Here is a 16,030-nt window from a genome sequence, read left to right on the forward strand (position 1 = left end):
GGCAGCAACCGTACCTCGGGAAACGGGCCCGAACCATGTCTTCCAGGCGAATCGGGCACCAACTCCAGGCCCGTTCCCAACCTCCGCGATCTTGTACTTCCGGTCGCCGATACGCGGTGGAATGCGCCTTCTGTCGCTGCAGAAAGTGCAAGATCGGTGGGTCGGGGTCGGCCTGGCCGGCTCAGGTGTTGGGGTGTTCGGGGCGGGCGAACGGCGCCACCGCGGTCACGGTCAGGTCGGCCGGCGCGGGCGGGCCGTCCTCCTTCTCGACCGGGTCGAGGTGCCGACGGCGCCAGCCCTGCCCCGTCGCGGCCCCGGAACGGTTGTCCTCCGTCGGCGCGTTCGGGGCCAGCCGCAGGGCCGCGGCGAGCAGCACGCAGGCCACGAACGCCATCACCAGGCCGCGACCGTACTCGACCCGGAAGTTGTCCTCCGGCTCGTAGAAGTAGTTGCGCTGACCGGGGTCGTCGAGTGTCGCCGTCGCCGCGACCAGCAGTGCCAGCAGCGCCCCGCTCAGGGTGAACCCGACCAGTCGGGCGTTCGGCCGGACGGCCGCCGTGCCCCGCAGCGCCAGTGCCACCGTGCAGACCAGCCCGAGCAGACCGACCAGGTAGCCGATGCCGAAGCCGCCGACGTCGGACACCCCGGCGGGCACGTCGATCGAGGTGGCACCGGCCGGGCCGCCGTTCGGCAGAGTCATCACCAGCCACTCGCCGAGCAGCGAGGCCACCCCCGCCACCGCCCCGAGCCCGGCGAGCAGCACGGGCAGGCGGGGATCCCGGGTGATGCCGGCCAGGGACCCGCCGAGGCGACGGCGTCCGGTGGCGGGCTCGTCGGCACCCCACTCGATCACGGCCGGCCCGTCGGACGGGTCGCCCTGCCGTGGGATGGGCAGCTCCTCGGACATCGGCCATCCTTCCGCCGGTCGCGGGCCTGCGTCGAATCATGGCACAGAGGGTCGTGCTGGTGCCGCTGCCGAAACCGCCCGCGTCGCGCCTCCGCCAGGGGTGACGGGAATCGCACGGCAGGCGTCGGTGCCGGTCGGTCGCTCGGGAGGCACCTTTCCGCTAGCGTTCTCCTCATGCCTATCCGTACCGCTTCCGCACAATGGCAGGGCAATCTCACCGAGGGTTCCGGCACCGTCCGCACCGGTAAGGGCGGCCTGTCCGGCAACTACTCCTTCAAGTCGCGCTTCGAGGAGGGTGAGGGCACCAACCCCGAGGAGCTGATCGCCGCCGCGCACGCCGGCTGCTTCTCGATGGCGTTCTCGAAGGCCCTCGCCGACGCCGGCTCGACGCCCACCTCGGTCGAGACCACCGCCAAGGTCCACCTGGACAAGACCGACGCCGGAATGAGCGTGACCCGGATCGACCTGGAGACCGTCGGCCAGGTGCCCGGGGTCGACGAGGCGGAGTTCCAGAAGCTCGCCGAGGCCGCCAAGGCCAACTGCCCGATCTCCCGGCTGCTCTCGCCGGGCGCCGAGATCACCCTCACCGCTCGCCTGGCTTCCTGACCCGGCGACGCACGCCGCACGTTCACGGAAGGAGCCTCCGCCCGGTCCCGGGCGGCCGCTCTCTTTCGTGAACGCGCGGCCCCGGCCGGGGTGGCCGCGCGTGAGCCGGCCGATCGGTGCGGCGTCGGGCAGAATGGACGCCGTGCCGGTGGACATGACTCGCGAGCGCTTCGAGGAGCTGGTGGCTGACGCCCTCGACGAGGTGCCCGAGGAACTGCTCGGCCTGATGAACAACGTGGTGATCCTGGTCGAGGACGACCCACCGCACACCGACCCCGACCTGCTCGGCCTCTACGAGGGGCACGCGCTCACCGATCGGGGTTGGGACTACGCCGGCGTGCTTCCGGACCGGATCTTCATCTACCGCCGTCCGATCCTGCGGATCTGCGACAGCGACGAGGACGTCGTCGACGAGGTCGCGGTGACCGTGGTGCACGAGATCGCCCACCACTTCGGCATCGACGACGCGCGACTGCACGCGCTGGGCTGGGGCTGACCCGGCCGCACACCGCCAGGTCAGAGCGCGGCACGCCGCTTCGCCGATGGCCCCTGGTTGCCGTGGTCGCCTACCGTCGGTGCAGCGACCGCGACCGTTTCAGGAGGCACCTTTCATGCGCAGCGAGCTGTTCTCGGCGGAAAATCTGGAGAAGGAGTCCGCGCAGGCCGGCATGCGGCTGCAGAACTCCAAGATGTTGAAGATCGAGCTCAACGGCGAGGCGATGGCCCGGGTCGGGTCGATGGTCGCCTACCAGGGCAACGTGCAGTTCCAGGCGCTGGGCTCGGGTGGGCTCGGCAAGTTCCTCAAGCAGAAGCTCACCGGCGAGGGTGTCCCGCTGATGAAGGTCACCGGCCAGGGTGACGTCTTCCTCGCCGAGCTGGCCAAGGACGTGCACATCATCGACCTGGAGCCGGGCGACGCCCTGTCCATCAACGGCTCCAGCGTGCTGGCCTTCGACTCGACCCTGCAGTACGACATCAGGATGGTCGGCGGCGCCGGGATGGCCTCCTCGTCCGGCCTGTTCAACTGCGTGTTCAGCGGGTACGGCAGGATCGCCATCACGACCAAGGGCACCCCGGTGGTGCTCAACGTGGACGCCCCGACGTACGTCGACCCGCAGGCCGCCGTCTGCTGGTCGGCCAACCTCCAGACCGGCTACCACCGGGCTGAGCAGCTCGGTCTTGGCACGCTGCTGGGCCGGCGCACCGGCGAGTCGTTCACAATGAGCTTCGCCGGTCAGGGCTTCGTGGTGGTGCAGCCGTCCGAGGAGCCGCCGGTCATGGGCAGCGGTCAGCAGCAGCAGGAGGGCGGTCTGCTCGGCGGTCTGCTGAGCTGAGCACCGACGCGGGTACGGGCGCTCCCGGTCGCACCGGAGCGCCCGTACGCGTGTTGCTCGCCTGCTCGGCCGGTCAGCTCAACTCGCCGGTGCGCAGCCGGGCCAGCCAGGCCGCCGCGTCGGCGTAGTCGACGTCGGAGAGGCCGGCCGGCGCGGGCACGGGCCGCTGGCCCGCCGCGTCGACCCAGCGATGCCGCGGGTACGACCCCAGGAAACGGACATCGGCGCACACCCGGCGCAGCCCCTGCAACGCCTCACCCAGGCGTACGTCGGCCACGTGGCCGGTGCAGTCGAGGAAGAAGACGTACCGGCCCAGGGCCTCGCCGGTCGGGCGGGACTCGATCCGGGTCAGGTTGACGCCGCGGACGGCCAGCTCCATCAACACCGACAGCAGCGCGCCGACCCGGTCGTGGGCGATGTAGACGGCCAGCGAGGTGAGGTCGTCGCCGGTCGGCGGTGGGGGTGGCCCGGGGCGGGAGACCAGGACGAAACGGGTCACCGCGTCGGGATGGTCGGCGATCTTGTCGGCGAGCAGGGCGAGTCGGTGTCGGGCGGCCCCGATCGGGGCGCAGATCGCCGCGTCGTACTCGCCGGACCCGGCGCCGGCGGCTGCCGCGCCGTTGGAGAGCACGTCGACGACCACGGCGTCGGGTACGTGGTCACGCAGCCAGCCCCGGCACTGGGTGGACGCCTGCGGGTGCGCCGCGACCGTGCGGACCGCCGACAGCGCGGTGCCCGCACGCGCGGCGAGCACGAACTCGACCGGAAGGATCACCTCTCGGGTGATCACCAGCGGGTCGCCCTCGACCATCTCGTCCAGGGTGACGCCGACCGCCCCGCCGATCGAGTTTTCCAGCGGCACCAGCGCCGCGTCGGCATCTGAGGCCCGGACGCTGTCCAGGGCCTCACCGACGCTGCGGGCCGGCGTCCGGGTGCCACGCTCGGCGGCGGGGACGGTGCGCAGGGCCTGCTCGGCGAAGGTGCCCTCCGGGCCGAGGTAGACGAAGCGCGTGGGCGGTGTTCCGGGCATGTCGACCAGACTACGCACCCGGCTGGACCGCCGGAGAAGCATCGCAGGCGAGCGTACGGATCCCGGCTGGCCCGGTGGCGCGGACCTCGATGGTGCACACGTCGGTGCCGGCGGTGACCAGTTCCGGGGCGGTGGGCCGACCCCGGGTGACGACCTGAAGCTCCTCGTGCCCGGTCACCTCCAGCACGGTGTACTGCCAGTCGGCGGCGCACAGCGGCCCGGTGCGGACCCGGACCCGCACGTTGTCCGGGAGCACCGAGGCCCGGCCGCGCAGCAGCTGCACCACCCGCTGCCCGGTCGGACCGTTCCGGCAGGCCGTCGCGACCAGACCCGGGTCCCGGGTGGCCGACGGGGTGGAGAGCGGTGGGGCGCTCGGCACGGTGGACGGCGTGCCCGTCGGGACGCCGGTCGGGCCGGTCGCCGTCGGGGTGCCGGCGCCGGTGGGCACCCCGGCCGGGTCGCGCAGCTCGGGAGGGGCGCCGCAGCCGGTCAGCGCCCCGATGGTGAGGAGCGCCAGCAGGGCCCCGGCCACGGGCAGCGCGCGAACCGCCACGGGTGTGATGGCGGTTGTCGCCCGGGGCGGGGGAGCCGGGTGGCGGGGCGGGTCGAACGGCACGGGCCGATCCTCGGACATTGGGAAACGTCATCGCGGCCGGGGTGGCCGAGCCCATCGTAGGGCGAGCTGACGGCGGGGTGAAGCTCAGCCGAGGACGCGGTGCCCGGCGCGCTCCAGGGCGGCCGTGCCCTCGGTCAACCGGACGGTCGGCACCAGCACGTAGTCGGTGTCGAAGGTGGAGAACGTGACCACGCTGACCCGGGCCGCGGCGAGCGGGTCGACGAGCGCCGCCAGTGTTCCCGTGGCGTCCACGCCCGTCGGGCCGACGACGCGCAGACAGCGCCAGGTGGTCTCCACCACGGCCTGGGCGGGCACCCGGTCGGTCGGGCAGATCACCGAGATCCCGTCGGCGGTCCAGCTCACCGTGACCACGTCGGCGCGGCCCAGCCCACTCGACAGCGCGGCCGGCAGGGCGGTGTCGGCCCGCAACCGGCACACGGCGTACTCCCCCGGCAGCAGAGCGATATCGAGCATGAGGGCACCTTACGGCGTGGGTGTGGGCCCATCCCGCCATCGCCGCGTGCGGCGAACGACACATTGCGCCGCAGGTCAGACGGCGAACGACACATTGCGCCGCAGGTCAGGCGGCGAACGACATATTGCGCCGCAGGTCAGACCTCGGAGAAGAAGGTGAGCGAGCCGGCCACGGCGCCGTTGGTGAGCACCGGGGTGGAGATCGCGTCCACCGTCGCGTCGGAGCTGTCCGGCGAGGCGGCCTGCACCCGCAGCAGCCCACGGGCGAGCCGGCCGGAGGAGAGCGCCAGCAGAGGCGGGATCTTGTCGATCTCGGCCTCGGTCAGCTCGCCCCGGTTGGCGGTGAAATCCAGCAGTCGCAGGCCGCCGTCGAGCAGTGGTCGCCCGATCAGGCCGGCCGGGTCGCCCAGACAGAGCAGCTCGCAGCCGGCGGCGGAGATGGCCACGACCCGGGTGTCGGCGTCGATCAGCAGGCAGGGCTCATCGGCCCGGTCGACCGTCGAGGACCACTGGCCGACGTTGTCGGACTCCAGCTCTGTCGAGGCCCGCGCCGACGGCACGAACACTTCCGAGAGCGAGAGTTCGACGTGGGCCACCGCGCCTCCTATGTCCACCGACGGACTGTCCACGCTAGCCGGTCGCCGACGGAATCACCGAGCGCACCAGGTCACCGGACCGCACAGCTCGAACCGGGGCGGCCGGCGACGGCGCGGGAGCCGGTGGGTAGGTGGGGGACCGGGGCCGCGTGGCGTCGCCGGTGACGTTACCGGCGGTGGGCCGGCTTGTCAGCGGCCGTTCGGCCCTCGTCGTACCACCGGTAGTCGGCCGATGGACGGTAGGTGCCGTTCAGCCAGGTGCTCGGGTGCTGTGCCACCCGGGACAGCTTCTCGGCCGTGGCCGGGCTGATCCGGCTGCCACCGGCCACGAGGAGCCGATCCAGTTCCCGGTGGGTGGCCATCAGACAGTCCTTCGGAAGGCCGTAGACGCTGATCACGCCGGAGCCCACGAAGGTCAGCACCGGCGTCACCGGGATGGTCAGCCCCACCGCGTCGGAGAGGGCCTTGCTGGCCCGCCTGGCGTCCCGCCGGGCCTCGGTGACGTACGGAGGCCGCTTGCCGTTGATCTGCACGACGTCCCCGGCGACGAGCACCCGGGCCCGGCCGTGGTCGGCGATGGTCACCGCGAACAGGCCGCTCGGCCCGATGGCGAGGAACCCGGCGCGGTCCTCCTGGGTGCGGTCGAGCAGGACGTCCGCCACGTCGGTGCGGGGCCACTCGATGACGTGCCAGGCCGGCCCGAGATGGTCGAGCTGGCCGAGCGCGCGGGCTCCGGCCGCCTCCAGTCGACGGGCTCCCCGCTCGGCACGGCGTCGGCGGGCCCATTCGAGCGGTGTCGGACGGACCGGCTCCAGAGCCCCGGGCGACTCGACGCGGGGGTGGGGCACCGCGATGGGCGGCAGTGCCCTGGCGGTCGGTACGGCTCGTCGTGCGGGAAAGACAGTCATCGTCGTCGACCTCCGGCAAAAGGTCCCTCGAAGTTATGTCCTCACTACCCTACGTTGCCACTCCCGGTGTTCGGCAAGCCGGAGCGCCGGAGTGACTGTGGATGAATGCCATATTCATCCACAGTTCTTTTGTCGGATGCCGCCAAACCCTGCCCTACGCTGCGGGGGTGACCCACTACGTCGACAGTGAAGTCGGCCGGCTCGGCACCGTGTTGCTGCACCGGCCCGGCCCGGAACTGGCCCGGCTCACCCCTCGCAACAACGACTCACTCCTGTTCGACGCGATCCCCTGGGTCGGCCGCGCCCAGGAGGAGCACGACGCGTTCGCGGCCGCGCTGCGCGAGCGCGGGGTCGAGGTGCTCTATCTGGCCACCCTGCTGGCCGAGACGCTGGCCGTCGAGGATGCCCGCGCCGAGTTGACCGAGGAGGTGCTGCGCTCCCGTCGACTCGGCGACACGCTCCGCGCCCGGGTCGCCGACCACCTCGCCTATCTGGACCCGGCCGCGCTGGCCGACGTGCTCACCGCCGGGCTCGCCCACGAGGAGCTGCGGATCAGCTCGGAGCGGCCGGGCGGGCTGGTCTACACCCTGATGGACCGGCACGACTTCGTCATCGACCCGCTGCCGAACCTGCTCTTCACCCGGGACTCGTCGTTGTGGATCGGTGACCGGGTCGGTGTCACCAGCCTGGCCATGCCGGCCCGCCGCCGGGAGACCACCCTGACCGACGCCATCTACCGCCACCATCCGCGCTTCGCCGGCACCGAGTTCGTCTACCGCCCCAATCTGGAGCACCTGGAGGGCGGGGACGTCCTGCTGCTCGCACCGGGCGTCCTGGCGGTCGGGGTGGGCGAGCGGACCACCCCGGCCGGCGCCGAACGCCTCGGCCGGCAGGTCTTCGCCGCCGGGCTGGCCCACACCATCCTGGTGGTGCCGATCGCGCAGAAGCGCGCCACCATGCACCTGGACACCGTGTGCACGATGGTCGACGCCGACGCCGTGCTGATGTATCCGAACATCGCCAGCACGCTCTCGGCGTACACCGTGATCGCCGGCGCGGACGGCGAGGACCCGCGCGTGGACGGCCCGGCGCCCTTCCTGCGGGCCGCCGCCGACGCGATGGACCTGGACCAGCTCCGGGTCATCGACACCGGCCTGGACCCGGTCACCGCGGAACGCGAGCAGTGGGACGACGGCAACAACACCCTCGCCCTGGCGCCCCGGCTCTGCGTCGGCTATGAGCGCAACACCGAGACCAACGCGCAGTTGGAGCGGGCCGGCATCGAGGTCATCCCGATCGCCGGCTCGGAGCTGGGCTCCGGCCGGGGAGGCCCGCGCTGCATGTCCTGCCCGATCGTGCGCGACCCGCTGCCGGTCAACGGGTGAACGGGCCGCGCTTCGGGGTCAGCGGAGGGTGAGCTGACGGCCGAGCAGCCCCTGGCGGGCCCGCCGGCCGGCGGCGTCCAGCGGTTCGGTGGTGGCGAGCGCCTCCGCGTACCGCTTGGCGAACTGCGCGACCGGGTCCTCCCAGTCGTCGGCCGGAGTCTCCTCCGGCAGGTCCCACACCGGCACCAGCCGGCCGTGCGCGCGGAACATCCCGGCGAACTTGGTCTGCTCGCCGAGCGTCAGCGTGCCAGCCGCGCCGAGGCGGGCCAGCGCGTCCAGGGCGGCGTCCTCGTCGTCCGGGAGCACCCAGCGCACGTGCGCCTTCTCCGGGACCTGGCACCAGTACGCGGCCTTCGCGGCGGTCATCCGCACGGTCGGGTAGATGGCGGCGTTCGCCCGTTCCAGCGACGCCTGGACGCTCGGGTCGTCGGTCGCGCCGGGGTCGAGCCAGAACTCGAACCCGTCGTGCATGGTGATCTCCAGCGGGCCGTCCACCAGGATGTCCTGCAGTCGTGGCCCGGGACCGGGCAGCGGTGGTACGGACACCTGGCCGCCCGGCTCGGTCCGCAGCGCGCAGAGCAGCGCCTCGGCCAGGTCCCGGGAGACGTCGCCGGACTGCTGGTGGCGTTGCAGACCGATGAGCACCCGGCCGTCCGGCTTGCTCACCGCCGGCGCGGCCATCGGCAGCACCGTGGCCAGCGTGGCCGACCGGTCCCCGAATTCCTCGACGAGGGCGGGCGCCAGCCGCAGCGGCGCGGACGCGGCGGGCACCAGCTCGCGCAGCGCGATCCACTCGGACTCGTCGGCCAGCCCCTCGAACGGTCGCGGCACGAAGACGTCGCGCACCTTGTCCTTCCGGGGCGCGGTTTCGGCGGCGGTTCGCTGGCTCTTTCGACGCTTGCTCACGGCGTCACAGCCTAAGGCCCCGCCCGTCCCGCCGTGGGCCGGACCCACCCACCCCGCCGCTTGTTGATCATGAAGTTATTGTCACCGCGCACGGCGTGTCGTGGCAGTAACTTCATGATCAACGATGTCAGGCGGCTGGTACCAGGTCGGGGTGGGAGGCGGGGGTGGGGTCGAACTCCGCCCACACGCGCTGGCCCATGCCGTCGCGCTCGACGCCCCAGCGGGTCGCCAGGCCGGCCACGATGTGCAGACCCCGCCCGTCCGCGGCGTCCGGGCTGGCCGTGCGGATCCGCGGGCTGGTGCCCGCGCCGCCGTCGGTCACCCGCAACTGGATCCGCGGGCCCTCGGCCGAGGCTCGCAGCCGCCACGCCACCCGGACCACGCCGCCGGGCAGCGGCCGGGCGTGCCGGACCGAGTTGCCCACCAGCTCGGCGAGCACCGCGATCAGATCCGCGAGAAGCGCCGGCGTCACGACGTCAGCCAGGTCGTCGGCGAGCCGGTGTCGCGCCAGTCGTGCGCCGGCGGCATGGTGGGGAACCACCACGCACCACGCCCGATCCCTCACTGCCGCTGCCACCGTCGCCTCCACGTCGCGCCACCGTCGGTCAACCGCGCGGTAGCCGCACCTCTGCGACCGTACCGCCGTCGGTCCTCGGACGTAGGGATACCCATCCATTCTGTTGTTCAACGATCCGGCGGACGAGATAGAGGCCGAGCCCCGCTCCCGGGTAACCGCGCCGGTCGCCGGACTCGCCCTGCCAGAACCGGTCGAACGCCCGCTCCACGTGCTCCGGCCGGATGCCGATGCCCCGGTCACTGACCCGGAACGCGACCAACTGGCCGTCCACCCCGGCGGTGATCTCGATGGGGGAGCCCGGCGGCGAGTACTTGCCAGCGTTGGTCGCCAGCTCGGTCAGCACGGTGGCCAGGCTGGGCCGGTGGCCGAGCGCCTTGGGCAGGTCGGCGGGGAGGCGCAGCGTCAGCCGGTGCCGCAGCTCCGCCGGCAGGTCCACGATGGCGGCGCGCAACGCCTCAGCGAGGTCGAACGGGGTCGGTGGGTCGTCCCCCGGCCCCGCCTCGGCCGCCGAGGAGAGCAGCCGGTCGACCAGCCGGGCCAGCTCGTTGGCGCGCTGCCCGATCACCCGGGCGGCCTGTCGCCGGTCTCCCTCGGTCAGCGACTCCCAGTGGTCGGTGAGGGTGTCCGCGTACCCCTTGATGACGGTGACCGGCGTGCGCAGCTCGTGGCTGGTGACCGCGACGAACAGTTCCCGGTCGTGATCGCGGCGCTGCTGGTCGGTGATGTCGCGGAAGGTGACCACCCGCAGCGCGCCCGGGCCGGGCAGGTCGCCGGAGGTGATGCGCAGCCAGCGCCCGTCCGGCAGCCGGTGGTCGCGGACCTGCCCGGAGGGCGGCAACGGGAACGGCAGCGGGCCTTTCAACGCCTGCTCCGCTGTCCGGCCGGTGACCTGGGCGGCGGCCGGGTTCCAGAGCCGGACGTGGCCGTCCCGGTCGACCACCGCCAGCCCGTCGGCGAGTGCCGCCACCACCGGCCCGTCGCCGTGCACCGGCAACCCGCTCTGGTCGCCGTACATGTGCCCGACGCACGAGGCGAGGTAGGCGACCACCCCCCGCTGCTCGGCGTCCGGCTCGTCGTCTGCCGCATAGAGGGCGTGCAGGCTGCCGACGGTGTGACCGCCGATCTCGGCTCGGGCCACCACCATCCGGCGTAACCCGCTGCCGGCCAGCTCAGCGGCGAGCTTGCCGTTGAGGTCGGTCACCCGAACCTGGGCCACCCGTGGCCCGGAGAGCAGGCAGACGGTGTCCGGGTCGTCCGCCGCGAGCGGTCGGCCGAGCGCCCACTCCGCCGCGCCGGTCGCCGCGATCACCCGGCCACCGGTCGGGCCGAACTCGACGAACGCCATGCCGGTCGCGCCCAGCGCCGGTTGGGTTACCCGGAGCAGTTGGGTGAGGACCGGCAGGCCCGCGTCCCCAGCATTGATCGACTCGATCGCGACGGTGTGGCCGGCGAGAAGAGCGGGAAAATCGATACGCTCCGGCATGTGCCGAGTCTGCCCCGCCGGCCCGGCTTTCGGCACCCCCGGTTGTCGCGTAGGTGCAGGCGCTGCCGGCGGTCGGCACGCTGGACGGCCAGCTCGGCGTGGGGGCCCGTTCAGCGGTCCCGCCGGGCCAGGACGTGCGCCGGGCGGTCGGTGATGATCCCGTCCACCTCCTCGGCCAGCACCAACTCCACGTCGGCCGGCTCGTTGACGGTCCAGACGTACACCTGGTTGCCGGCGGCGCGCAGCGCGGGCAGCAGGTGCGGGCGGGCCCGGACCAGGCCGATGCCCGGCCCGGCGATGCGGGCGCCGAACGGCAGCCGGCCCAGCCGCAGCCAGGGCGGCAGCACCTCCAACAGCAGCACCGTGGGCAGCGCCGGGGCCAGCTCCCGGACCCGTCGGACGGCCAGCGGGGAGAACGACATGACGGTGAGCTGGACGGGGTCGTCCGGTGCCGGGTCGGCCAGCCCGTACCGCCGCAGCAGCTCGACCAACCGCCGTTCCACGGTCGAGCCGTAGCGGGACGGATGCTTCGTCTCCACCAGCAGCCGGACCGGCCGCCCGGCGGCGAGCACCGCGTCGAGCAGCCGGGCCAGCGTCAACAGCCGGGTGTGCGACTCGTCCGGCGGCAGGTCACCGCTCGGCGCGCTGCCGGGATGCCAGGAACCGAAGTCCAGGACGTCCAGCTCGGCCAGGGTGCGCGCGCTGACCAGACCGCGGCCGTTGCTGGTGCGGTCCAGTCGCCGGTCGTGGACGCAGACCAGATGCCCGTCGCGGGTCAGCCGGACGTCGCACTCCAGCCCGTCGGCACCCTCGTCGAGGGCGCGCAGGTACGCGGCGAGGGTGTGCTCCGGAAGGTCGTACGAGGCGCCGCGGTGCGCGAAGACCAGAGGACCGCCCATCCCGGCCGCCTCAGATGACCTGGCCGGGCTGCCCGTTCGCGTCGACCACCGGACGGCCGACCGCTGCCCACTGGCGCATCCCGCCGTCGGCGTTTCGCACCTGCTCCCAGCCGTTGTTGACCAGGTAGGCAACGACCTGGGCGGAACGTCCACCGGAGCGGCAGATGACGGCCACGTCCCGGTCGGTGGGCACCTCGGCCAGCCGCGCCGGCAGCTCCATCATCGGCAGGTGGTGGGCGGTGGGTGCGTGGCCGGCCGCCCATTCGTCGGCCTCCCGCACGTCGAGCAGGTAGGTGTCGTCGGCGATCTGGGTCACGGGCACGGTGGGAACCTGGGGTCCGAACACAGGAAGCAACACTAGATCCTCGCGGGCCGGATCGGCACCGACCCCGGCCGTCGGTACGGTCACAACCGGGTCACCCAGCGGGGATTGGCCTGCGCCCAGGCCGGTACGCGGGTCCCCCGGACGGCCTCGAAGAGCCCGTTGCCGCCGTTGTCGAGCACCACGTACGAAACCTGGTCGATGGTCTGCGGCGACGAGGGCACCTCAACGCCGCGCATCCCGTCGGGCGGCAGCGCGCGGAGCGCGAGGAGCAGATCCTCCAGGGGTACGCCGTTGGTGTCGACGGTCAACGAGCCGCCTACCGCGCGGAGCACCTGGTCCAGTTTGACGGGGTTGTTGCGCAGGTCGGCTTTGCCGGCGCTGTCCAGCATCGCCCGCAGGAGTTGCTGCTGGTGGCGCTGCCGGTCGAAGTCGCCGTTGGGCAGGTCGTAGCGCTGCCGTACGTAGTCCAACGCCTGCGCGCCGTCCATCCGCTGGCAGCCGGTGGGGAAGACGCGGTTGGTGTGGATCGAGCGGACCTGGGTGTCCACGCACATCTGCACCCCGCCGAGGAGGTCGATCACCTTCCGGAAGCCGGAGAAGTCGATCAGCGCGGCGCCGTCGAAGCGGATGCCGGTGAGCCGGTTCAGGGTGACGGAGAGCAGTCGGGTGCCGGCCTGCCCGCCGCCGCCGTGCTCGTACGCAGCATTGATCTTGTCTGGACCGCCGCCGAAGCCGTTCGCGGGCGGGATGGAGACCAGCAGGTCACGCGGGATGGAGACCAGGTACGCCTCCCGCCGCCCGGCGGGCACGTGCACGATGAGGATGGTGTCCGAGCGCTGGTCCGGTTCGCTGCTGCCGGCGCGTCGGTCGGTGCCGATGAGCAGGTAGTTGAGCGGCCCGTCCAGGTCGGTCCGGTCGGTGCGGGCGTCGGCGTCGAGCAGCTGCTCCTTGGCCACCGTACGGTCGTACCGGTGGGTCAGCGTCTTGAGCCCGATCTGGGCGAGCCCGGCCAGCAGGACGAGGGCCAGACCGACGCCGAGCAGGAGGCGTGACCAGCGGGCGCGGCGGGGCGCGGCCGGGCGTGCCCGGTCCGCTGCGTTCCGGCCCCACCTGGACGTGACCGCCTCCCCGCAGCCGATACGTGAAACCTGCTCACGTCAGGCTACGGGCGGTAGCGAACCGGTCGTCGGGCTTTCCGCGACTTCGAACGACGCGGCCTGAGGCGACGCGGCCCGAGGCGGCGCCGCCTCAGGCGAGGCGGCCTGAAGCGACGCGGCGGCCGTCACTTGCGGCCGGAGATCACCTCGGGGTGGGTGAAGACGAACTCGGCGAGCTTGTCCTGCTTGACCGCCTGGAACATCTGCATTGTTTCCTCGTTCAACGCCTCACGGTTGTTGCCGTTGCCGTTGAAGCTGCCGTTGTTGGTCTTCAGCATGGTCAGCTCGTTCGCGGTGACCCCACGCATGGTGAAGATGAAGTTCTCGATCGGCACGCCGCCGGTGTCCAGGACGAACGCCTTGCCGGCCGCCTTGATCAGCTGGTTCAGCTTGGCCGGGTTGGTCAGCATGCCGCCGTCGGTGGCCTTGCGGGCCATCGCCTTGATCAGTTGCTGCTGGTTCTGCTGCCGGTCGTAGTCGCCGCCGGGGAGGCCGTAGCGCTGCCGGGCGTAGTCGAGGGCGGCCCAGCCCTCCATCTCCTGGCAGCCCTTCTTGTGCACGACGGGCGTCATCGTCTTGCCGGTCTTCTTGGCGTCCGCGTTCCACATGGGCTTGCCGTCGACGAACGACATGTGCTTCGACTTGACCTCGTAGCTGACGCAGATCTTCACGGTGCCCAGGGTGTCGATGACGTTCTTGAAGCCACCGAAGTTGATGATCGCCGCGCCGTCGAAGCTGATCCCGGTGAGCCGCTTGATCGTCTGCGCCATCAGCTGGGCGCCGCCCTCCCAGCCGCCGCCGTTGCGGGCGCCGGCCTGGAACGCGGCATTGATCTTGTCGGTGCCACCGGTGAAGCCGCTCTTCTTGAAGGGCGGGATCTGCGCCTCGGTGTCGCGGGGGATCGAGATCAGGTACGCCTGGTCGTGCGAGGCCGGGATGTGCAGGATGATGATGCTGTCCGAGCGGACGTCGTCGGCGGCCCAACGCTCGCGCGCGTCCACGCCGAGCAGCAGCATGTCGATCGGACCGTCGAGGCTCGCGCCGCCCTCCGCGTCGGTCTTGCCGGCATCACCGAGCAGGTTGCGTTGGGCGATGTCGCCGGTCGCCTGGCCGATCAGCACCTTGGTGCCGACGATGGCCACCCCGCTGCTGAGCATCAGCACCGCGCCGAAGATCACGGTCAGTCGGGCCCAGAGCGGATCCTTGCGGCGGGGCCGCTTCTTCGCCGGCCCCTTCCCGCCTGTCCGGCCGTTGCCGCCACCCGGCGGGCGACCGCCCGGACCACCGTTCGACGGGCCCGGCTGCACCGGTATGGACGCGGCGATCCGGCCGCTCGGCGCGGCGGATCCGGCGGACGAAGGGCGACGGCTGGCCTGAACCGGCATGCGTGCTCCAGCTCGTGATCAGGAGGGGGGCCGCCCCACTGTACGTACATCAATTCGACTTTGCGAGTTCATCTGGACTCAATTGGGACGACAGGTGCCGTCAACCGGGCGATCGTCCCCATTCGATGACCGTAAAGGCGAGGTCGGCTCGCTTCAGGGTGGACCGCGTCGCCGCCGACGCGGTCCACCCCTGCGCTCAGCCGCCGTCGGTGCTCTTCGGCGGGTTGGCCTTGACCCAGTCCGCCATGGTGTCCGCCGACATGGCCCGGTACATCGCCAGCGCCTTCTCCCGGTCGGACACCACCACCGACTCGCCGTTGATGGTGTCGCTGCCCGAGTTGGGGCTGGTCAGGAACGTGAGGTTCTGCCCACGCAGGTTGCGGAACTGCACCGCCATGTCCGTCACCGAGAAGCCCTGGTCGACGGTCACCGCGGCGGTCACCGACTTGAGGAAATCGTTGAGCTTCTTCGGGTTCGCCAGGGTGCCGGTGCTCGCCGCCTTGTCCATCAGCGCCCGGAGGAACTCCTGCTGGTGCCGCATCCGGGCGAAGTCGCCGTCCGGGAACTGCTTGCGCTGCCGGATCCAGTCCAGCGCCTCGGCGCCGTCCATGTGGTTGGTGCCCTTGGTGAACGTCCGGTACGGCTTGTGGATCGAGGTGATCGTCCGCTCCACCTTCAGGTCCACTCCGCCGAGGGCGTCGGTGACCTCCTTGAAACCACCGAAGTCGATCGCCATCACGTGGTCGATCCGGACGTCGGTGAAGCACTCCACGGTGCGGACCGCCAGCGGCAGGCCACCGAACGCGAACGCCGCGTTGATCTTCGCGCGCTGGCCGGAGCCGCAGTCCGCCCCGGCGCTCTGCGGGATCGGCACGTACAGGTCACGCGGGATGGAGACCAGGTACGCCGACTGGTGGTCGGCCGGGATGTGCATCACGATGACCGTGTCGGCCCGCCACTGGCTCTTGGTGTCGACCGGCGCGTCCGGGTCCCGGGAGTCGCTGCCGACCAGCAGGATGTTCAACGCGCCGTCGACGGGCTTCGCCGGCCGACCGCCGGTGATCTCCGCGAACGGGTCCGTGCGGGCCAGGTCGTTGTTGAGGTTGCGTGCGTACAGCCAGGCGCCCAGGCCGCCGAGCAGCGCCAGCACCAGCACCGCGATCCCGGCCACCAGGCCGATCCGTCCCCAGCGCGGCCGGGGGCCACGCCGTCCCGGCCCGCCGGGCCCACCGGGCCCGCCCGGTCCCGTCGGCCCCGCCGGGCCGCCCGGACCGGGCTGCTGCTCGTCGTACGGCGGGTACCAGCGCGCCTCGGCGGGACGCGCGCGTCCGGAGGCGCCCCGGTCGGGGCTGGGCACCGAGGCGCGCCCGGCGCTGCGGTGCAGGTGCGGGTGAGGAACGCCGGCAGAGGTCGCTGACATGTAACTCAGGGTACGTAGCGGG

18 protein-coding genes are annotated in these 16,030 nt (G+C 72.1%); 4 read left to right on the forward strand and 14 right to left on the reverse strand.

Annotation, left to right across the window (positions count from 1 at the left end; all coding sequences use genetic code 11):
• Positions 1–181 precede the first annotated feature (181 nt).
• Positions 182–907 (reverse strand): hypothetical protein, encoded by a 726-nt coding sequence (locus ACFYPR_RS15880; protein WP_354855805.1) that lies wholly within the window; start codon positions 905–907, stop codon positions 182–184.
• A gap of 174 nt (positions 908–1,081) precedes the next feature.
• Between ACFYPR_RS15880 and ACFYPR_RS15885 the strand changes: the two genes are divergently transcribed.
• The 3 genes from ACFYPR_RS15885 (at position 1,082) to ACFYPR_RS15895 (ending at position 2,847) form a co-directional block, all read left to right on the forward strand.
• On the forward strand, positions 1,082–1,513 hold the full coding sequence (locus ACFYPR_RS15885; RefSeq protein ID WP_007453754.1) for an OsmC family protein: 432 nt from the start codon (positions 1,082–1,084) through the stop codon (positions 1,511–1,513).
• A 148-nt stretch (positions 1,514–1,661) separates the two neighbouring features.
• Positions 1,662–2,009, forward strand: a complete 348-nt coding sequence (locus ACFYPR_RS15890; RefSeq protein ID WP_354855823.1) for a metallopeptidase family protein — start codon at positions 1,662–1,664, stop codon at positions 2,007–2,009.
• 115 nt (positions 2,010–2,124) lie between these two features.
• Positions 2,125–2,847 (forward strand): AIM24 family protein, encoded by a 723-nt coding sequence (locus ACFYPR_RS15895; protein WP_234582643.1) that lies wholly within the window; start codon positions 2,125–2,127, stop codon positions 2,845–2,847.
• A gap of 73 nt (positions 2,848–2,920) precedes the next feature.
• Here the strand turns inward: ACFYPR_RS15895 and pheA are convergent, their stop codons facing one another.
• From pheA to ACFYPR_RS15920, 5 genes are all read right to left on the reverse strand, one after another.
• The gene (gene pheA, locus ACFYPR_RS15900; RefSeq protein WP_354855806.1) at positions 2,921–3,877 is read right to left on the reverse strand and encodes a prephenate dehydratase; all 957 of its coding nucleotides are present in this window, start codon (positions 3,875–3,877) and stop codon (positions 2,921–2,923) included.
• Between the two features lie 10 nt (positions 3,878–3,887).
• Positions 3,888–4,511, reverse strand: a complete 624-nt coding sequence (locus ACFYPR_RS15905; RefSeq protein WP_387180718.1) for a hypothetical protein — start codon at positions 4,509–4,511, stop codon at positions 3,888–3,890.
• Between the two features lie 66 nt (positions 4,512–4,577).
• Positions 4,578–4,967 (reverse strand): ACT domain-containing protein, encoded by a 390-nt coding sequence (locus ACFYPR_RS15910; RefSeq protein ID WP_354855808.1) that lies wholly within the window; start codon positions 4,965–4,967, stop codon positions 4,578–4,580.
• A gap of 137 nt (positions 4,968–5,104) precedes the next feature.
• Complete coding sequence (locus ACFYPR_RS15915; protein WP_354855809.1) at positions 5,105–5,563, reverse strand: hypothetical protein; 459 nt, start codon at positions 5,561–5,563, stop codon at positions 5,105–5,107.
• Between the two features lie 167 nt (positions 5,564–5,730).
• Positions 5,731–6,471: a hypothetical protein gene (locus ACFYPR_RS15920; protein ID WP_354855810.1), complete on the reverse strand. Its 741-nt coding sequence runs from the start codon at positions 6,469–6,471 to the stop codon at positions 5,731–5,733.
• Positions 6,472–6,638: 167 nt separating this feature from the next.
• Between ACFYPR_RS15920 and ACFYPR_RS15925 the strand changes: the two genes are divergently transcribed.
• Positions 6,639–7,856: an arginine deiminase gene (locus tag ACFYPR_RS15925; RefSeq protein ID WP_355063441.1), complete on the forward strand. Its 1,218-nt coding sequence runs from the start codon at positions 6,639–6,641 to the stop codon at positions 7,854–7,856.
• 18 nt (positions 7,857–7,874) lie between these two features.
• Here the strand turns inward: ACFYPR_RS15925 and ACFYPR_RS15930 are convergent, their stop codons facing one another.
• The 8 genes from ACFYPR_RS15930 to ACFYPR_RS15965 form a co-directional block, all read right to left on the reverse strand.
• A complete protein-coding gene (locus ACFYPR_RS15930) occupies positions 7,875–8,762 on the reverse strand; it encodes a DUF5926 family protein (RefSeq protein WP_387260526.1) in 888 nt (295 codons plus the stop codon).
• Between the two features lie 127 nt (positions 8,763–8,889).
• On the reverse strand, positions 8,890–9,306 hold the full coding sequence (locus ACFYPR_RS15935) for an ATP-binding protein (RefSeq protein WP_355063530.1): 417 nt from the start codon (positions 9,304–9,306) through the stop codon (positions 8,890–8,892).
• Positions 9,307–9,367: 61 nt separating this feature from the next.
• Positions 9,368–10,822 (reverse strand): PAS domain-containing sensor histidine kinase, encoded by a 1,455-nt coding sequence (locus tag ACFYPR_RS15940; protein ID WP_355063445.1) that lies wholly within the window; start codon positions 10,820–10,822, stop codon positions 9,368–9,370.
• Positions 10,823–10,932: 110 nt separating this feature from the next.
• Positions 10,933–11,721, reverse strand: a complete 789-nt coding sequence (locus ACFYPR_RS15945) for a glycerophosphodiester phosphodiesterase (RefSeq protein ID WP_387260529.1) — start codon at positions 11,719–11,721, stop codon at positions 10,933–10,935.
• 10 nt (positions 11,722–11,731) lie between these two features.
• Positions 11,732–12,067: a rhodanese-like domain-containing protein gene (locus ACFYPR_RS15950; RefSeq protein ID WP_354855816.1), complete on the reverse strand. Its 336-nt coding sequence runs from the start codon at positions 12,065–12,067 to the stop codon at positions 11,732–11,734.
• A gap of 59 nt (positions 12,068–12,126) precedes the next feature.
• Positions 12,127–13,089, reverse strand: coding sequence for an LCP family protein (locus ACFYPR_RS15955; RefSeq protein ID WP_363939075.1), 963 nt, complete (start codon positions 13,087–13,089; stop codon positions 12,127–12,129).
• 239 nt (positions 13,090–13,328) lie between these two features.
• Positions 13,329–14,588 carry an LCP family protein gene (locus ACFYPR_RS15960; protein ID WP_354855817.1) on the reverse strand — a complete coding sequence of 420 codons (1,260 nt, stop codon included), beginning with the start codon at positions 14,586–14,588 and terminating at the stop codon, positions 13,329–13,331.
• A gap of 196 nt (positions 14,589–14,784) precedes the next feature.
• Positions 14,785–16,008, reverse strand: a complete 1,224-nt coding sequence (locus ACFYPR_RS15965) for an LCP family protein (protein WP_387260531.1) — start codon at positions 16,006–16,008, stop codon at positions 14,785–14,787.
• Positions 16,009–16,030 lie beyond the last annotated feature (22 nt).

It is taken from the genome of Micromonospora sp. NPDC005254, from assembly GCF_042872525.1.
Lineage (GTDB): Bacteria > Actinomycetota > Actinomycetes > Mycobacteriales > Micromonosporaceae > Micromonospora.

Bases quoted from the DNA above. Each gene is read 5' to 3' on its own strand.
- ACFYPR_RS15880 (WP_354855805.1), bottom strand. From the start codon at position 907: ATGTCCGAGGAGCTGCCCATCCCACGGCAGGGCGACCCGTCCGACGGG.
- ACFYPR_RS15885 (WP_007453754.1), top strand. From the start codon at position 1,082: ATGCCTATCCGTACCGCTTCCGCACAATGGCAGGGCAATCTCACCGAG.
- ACFYPR_RS15895 (WP_234582643.1), top strand. From the start codon at position 2,125: ATGCGCAGCGAGCTGTTCTCGGCGGAAAATCTGGAGAAGGAGTCCGCG.
- pheA (WP_354855806.1), bottom strand. From the start codon at position 3,877: ATGCCCGGAACACCGCCCACGCGCTTCGTCTACCTCGGCCCGGAGGGC.
- ACFYPR_RS15905 (WP_387180718.1), bottom strand. From the start codon at position 4,511: ATGTCCGAGGATCGGCCCGTGCCGTTCGACCCGCCCCGCCACCCGGCT.
- ACFYPR_RS15910 (WP_354855808.1), bottom strand. From the start codon at position 4,967: ATGCTCGATATCGCTCTGCTGCCGGGGGAGTACGCCGTGTGCCGGTTG.
- ACFYPR_RS15920 (WP_354855810.1), bottom strand. From the start codon at position 6,471: ATGACTGTCTTTCCCGCACGACGAGCCGTACCGACCGCCAGGGCACTG.
- ACFYPR_RS15940 (WP_355063445.1), bottom strand. From the start codon at position 10,822: ATGCCGGAGCGTATCGATTTTCCCGCTCTTCTCGCCGGCCACACCGTC.
- ACFYPR_RS15945 (WP_387260529.1), bottom strand. From the start codon at position 11,721: ATGGGCGGTCCTCTGGTCTTCGCGCACCGCGGCGCCTCGTACGACCTT.
- ACFYPR_RS15960 (WP_354855817.1), bottom strand. From the start codon at position 14,588: ATGCCGGTTCAGGCCAGCCGTCGCCCTTCGTCCGCCGGATCCGCCGCG.
- ACFYPR_RS15965 (WP_387260531.1), bottom strand. From the start codon at position 16,008: ATGTCAGCGACCTCTGCCGGCGTTCCTCACCCGCACCTGCACCGCAGC.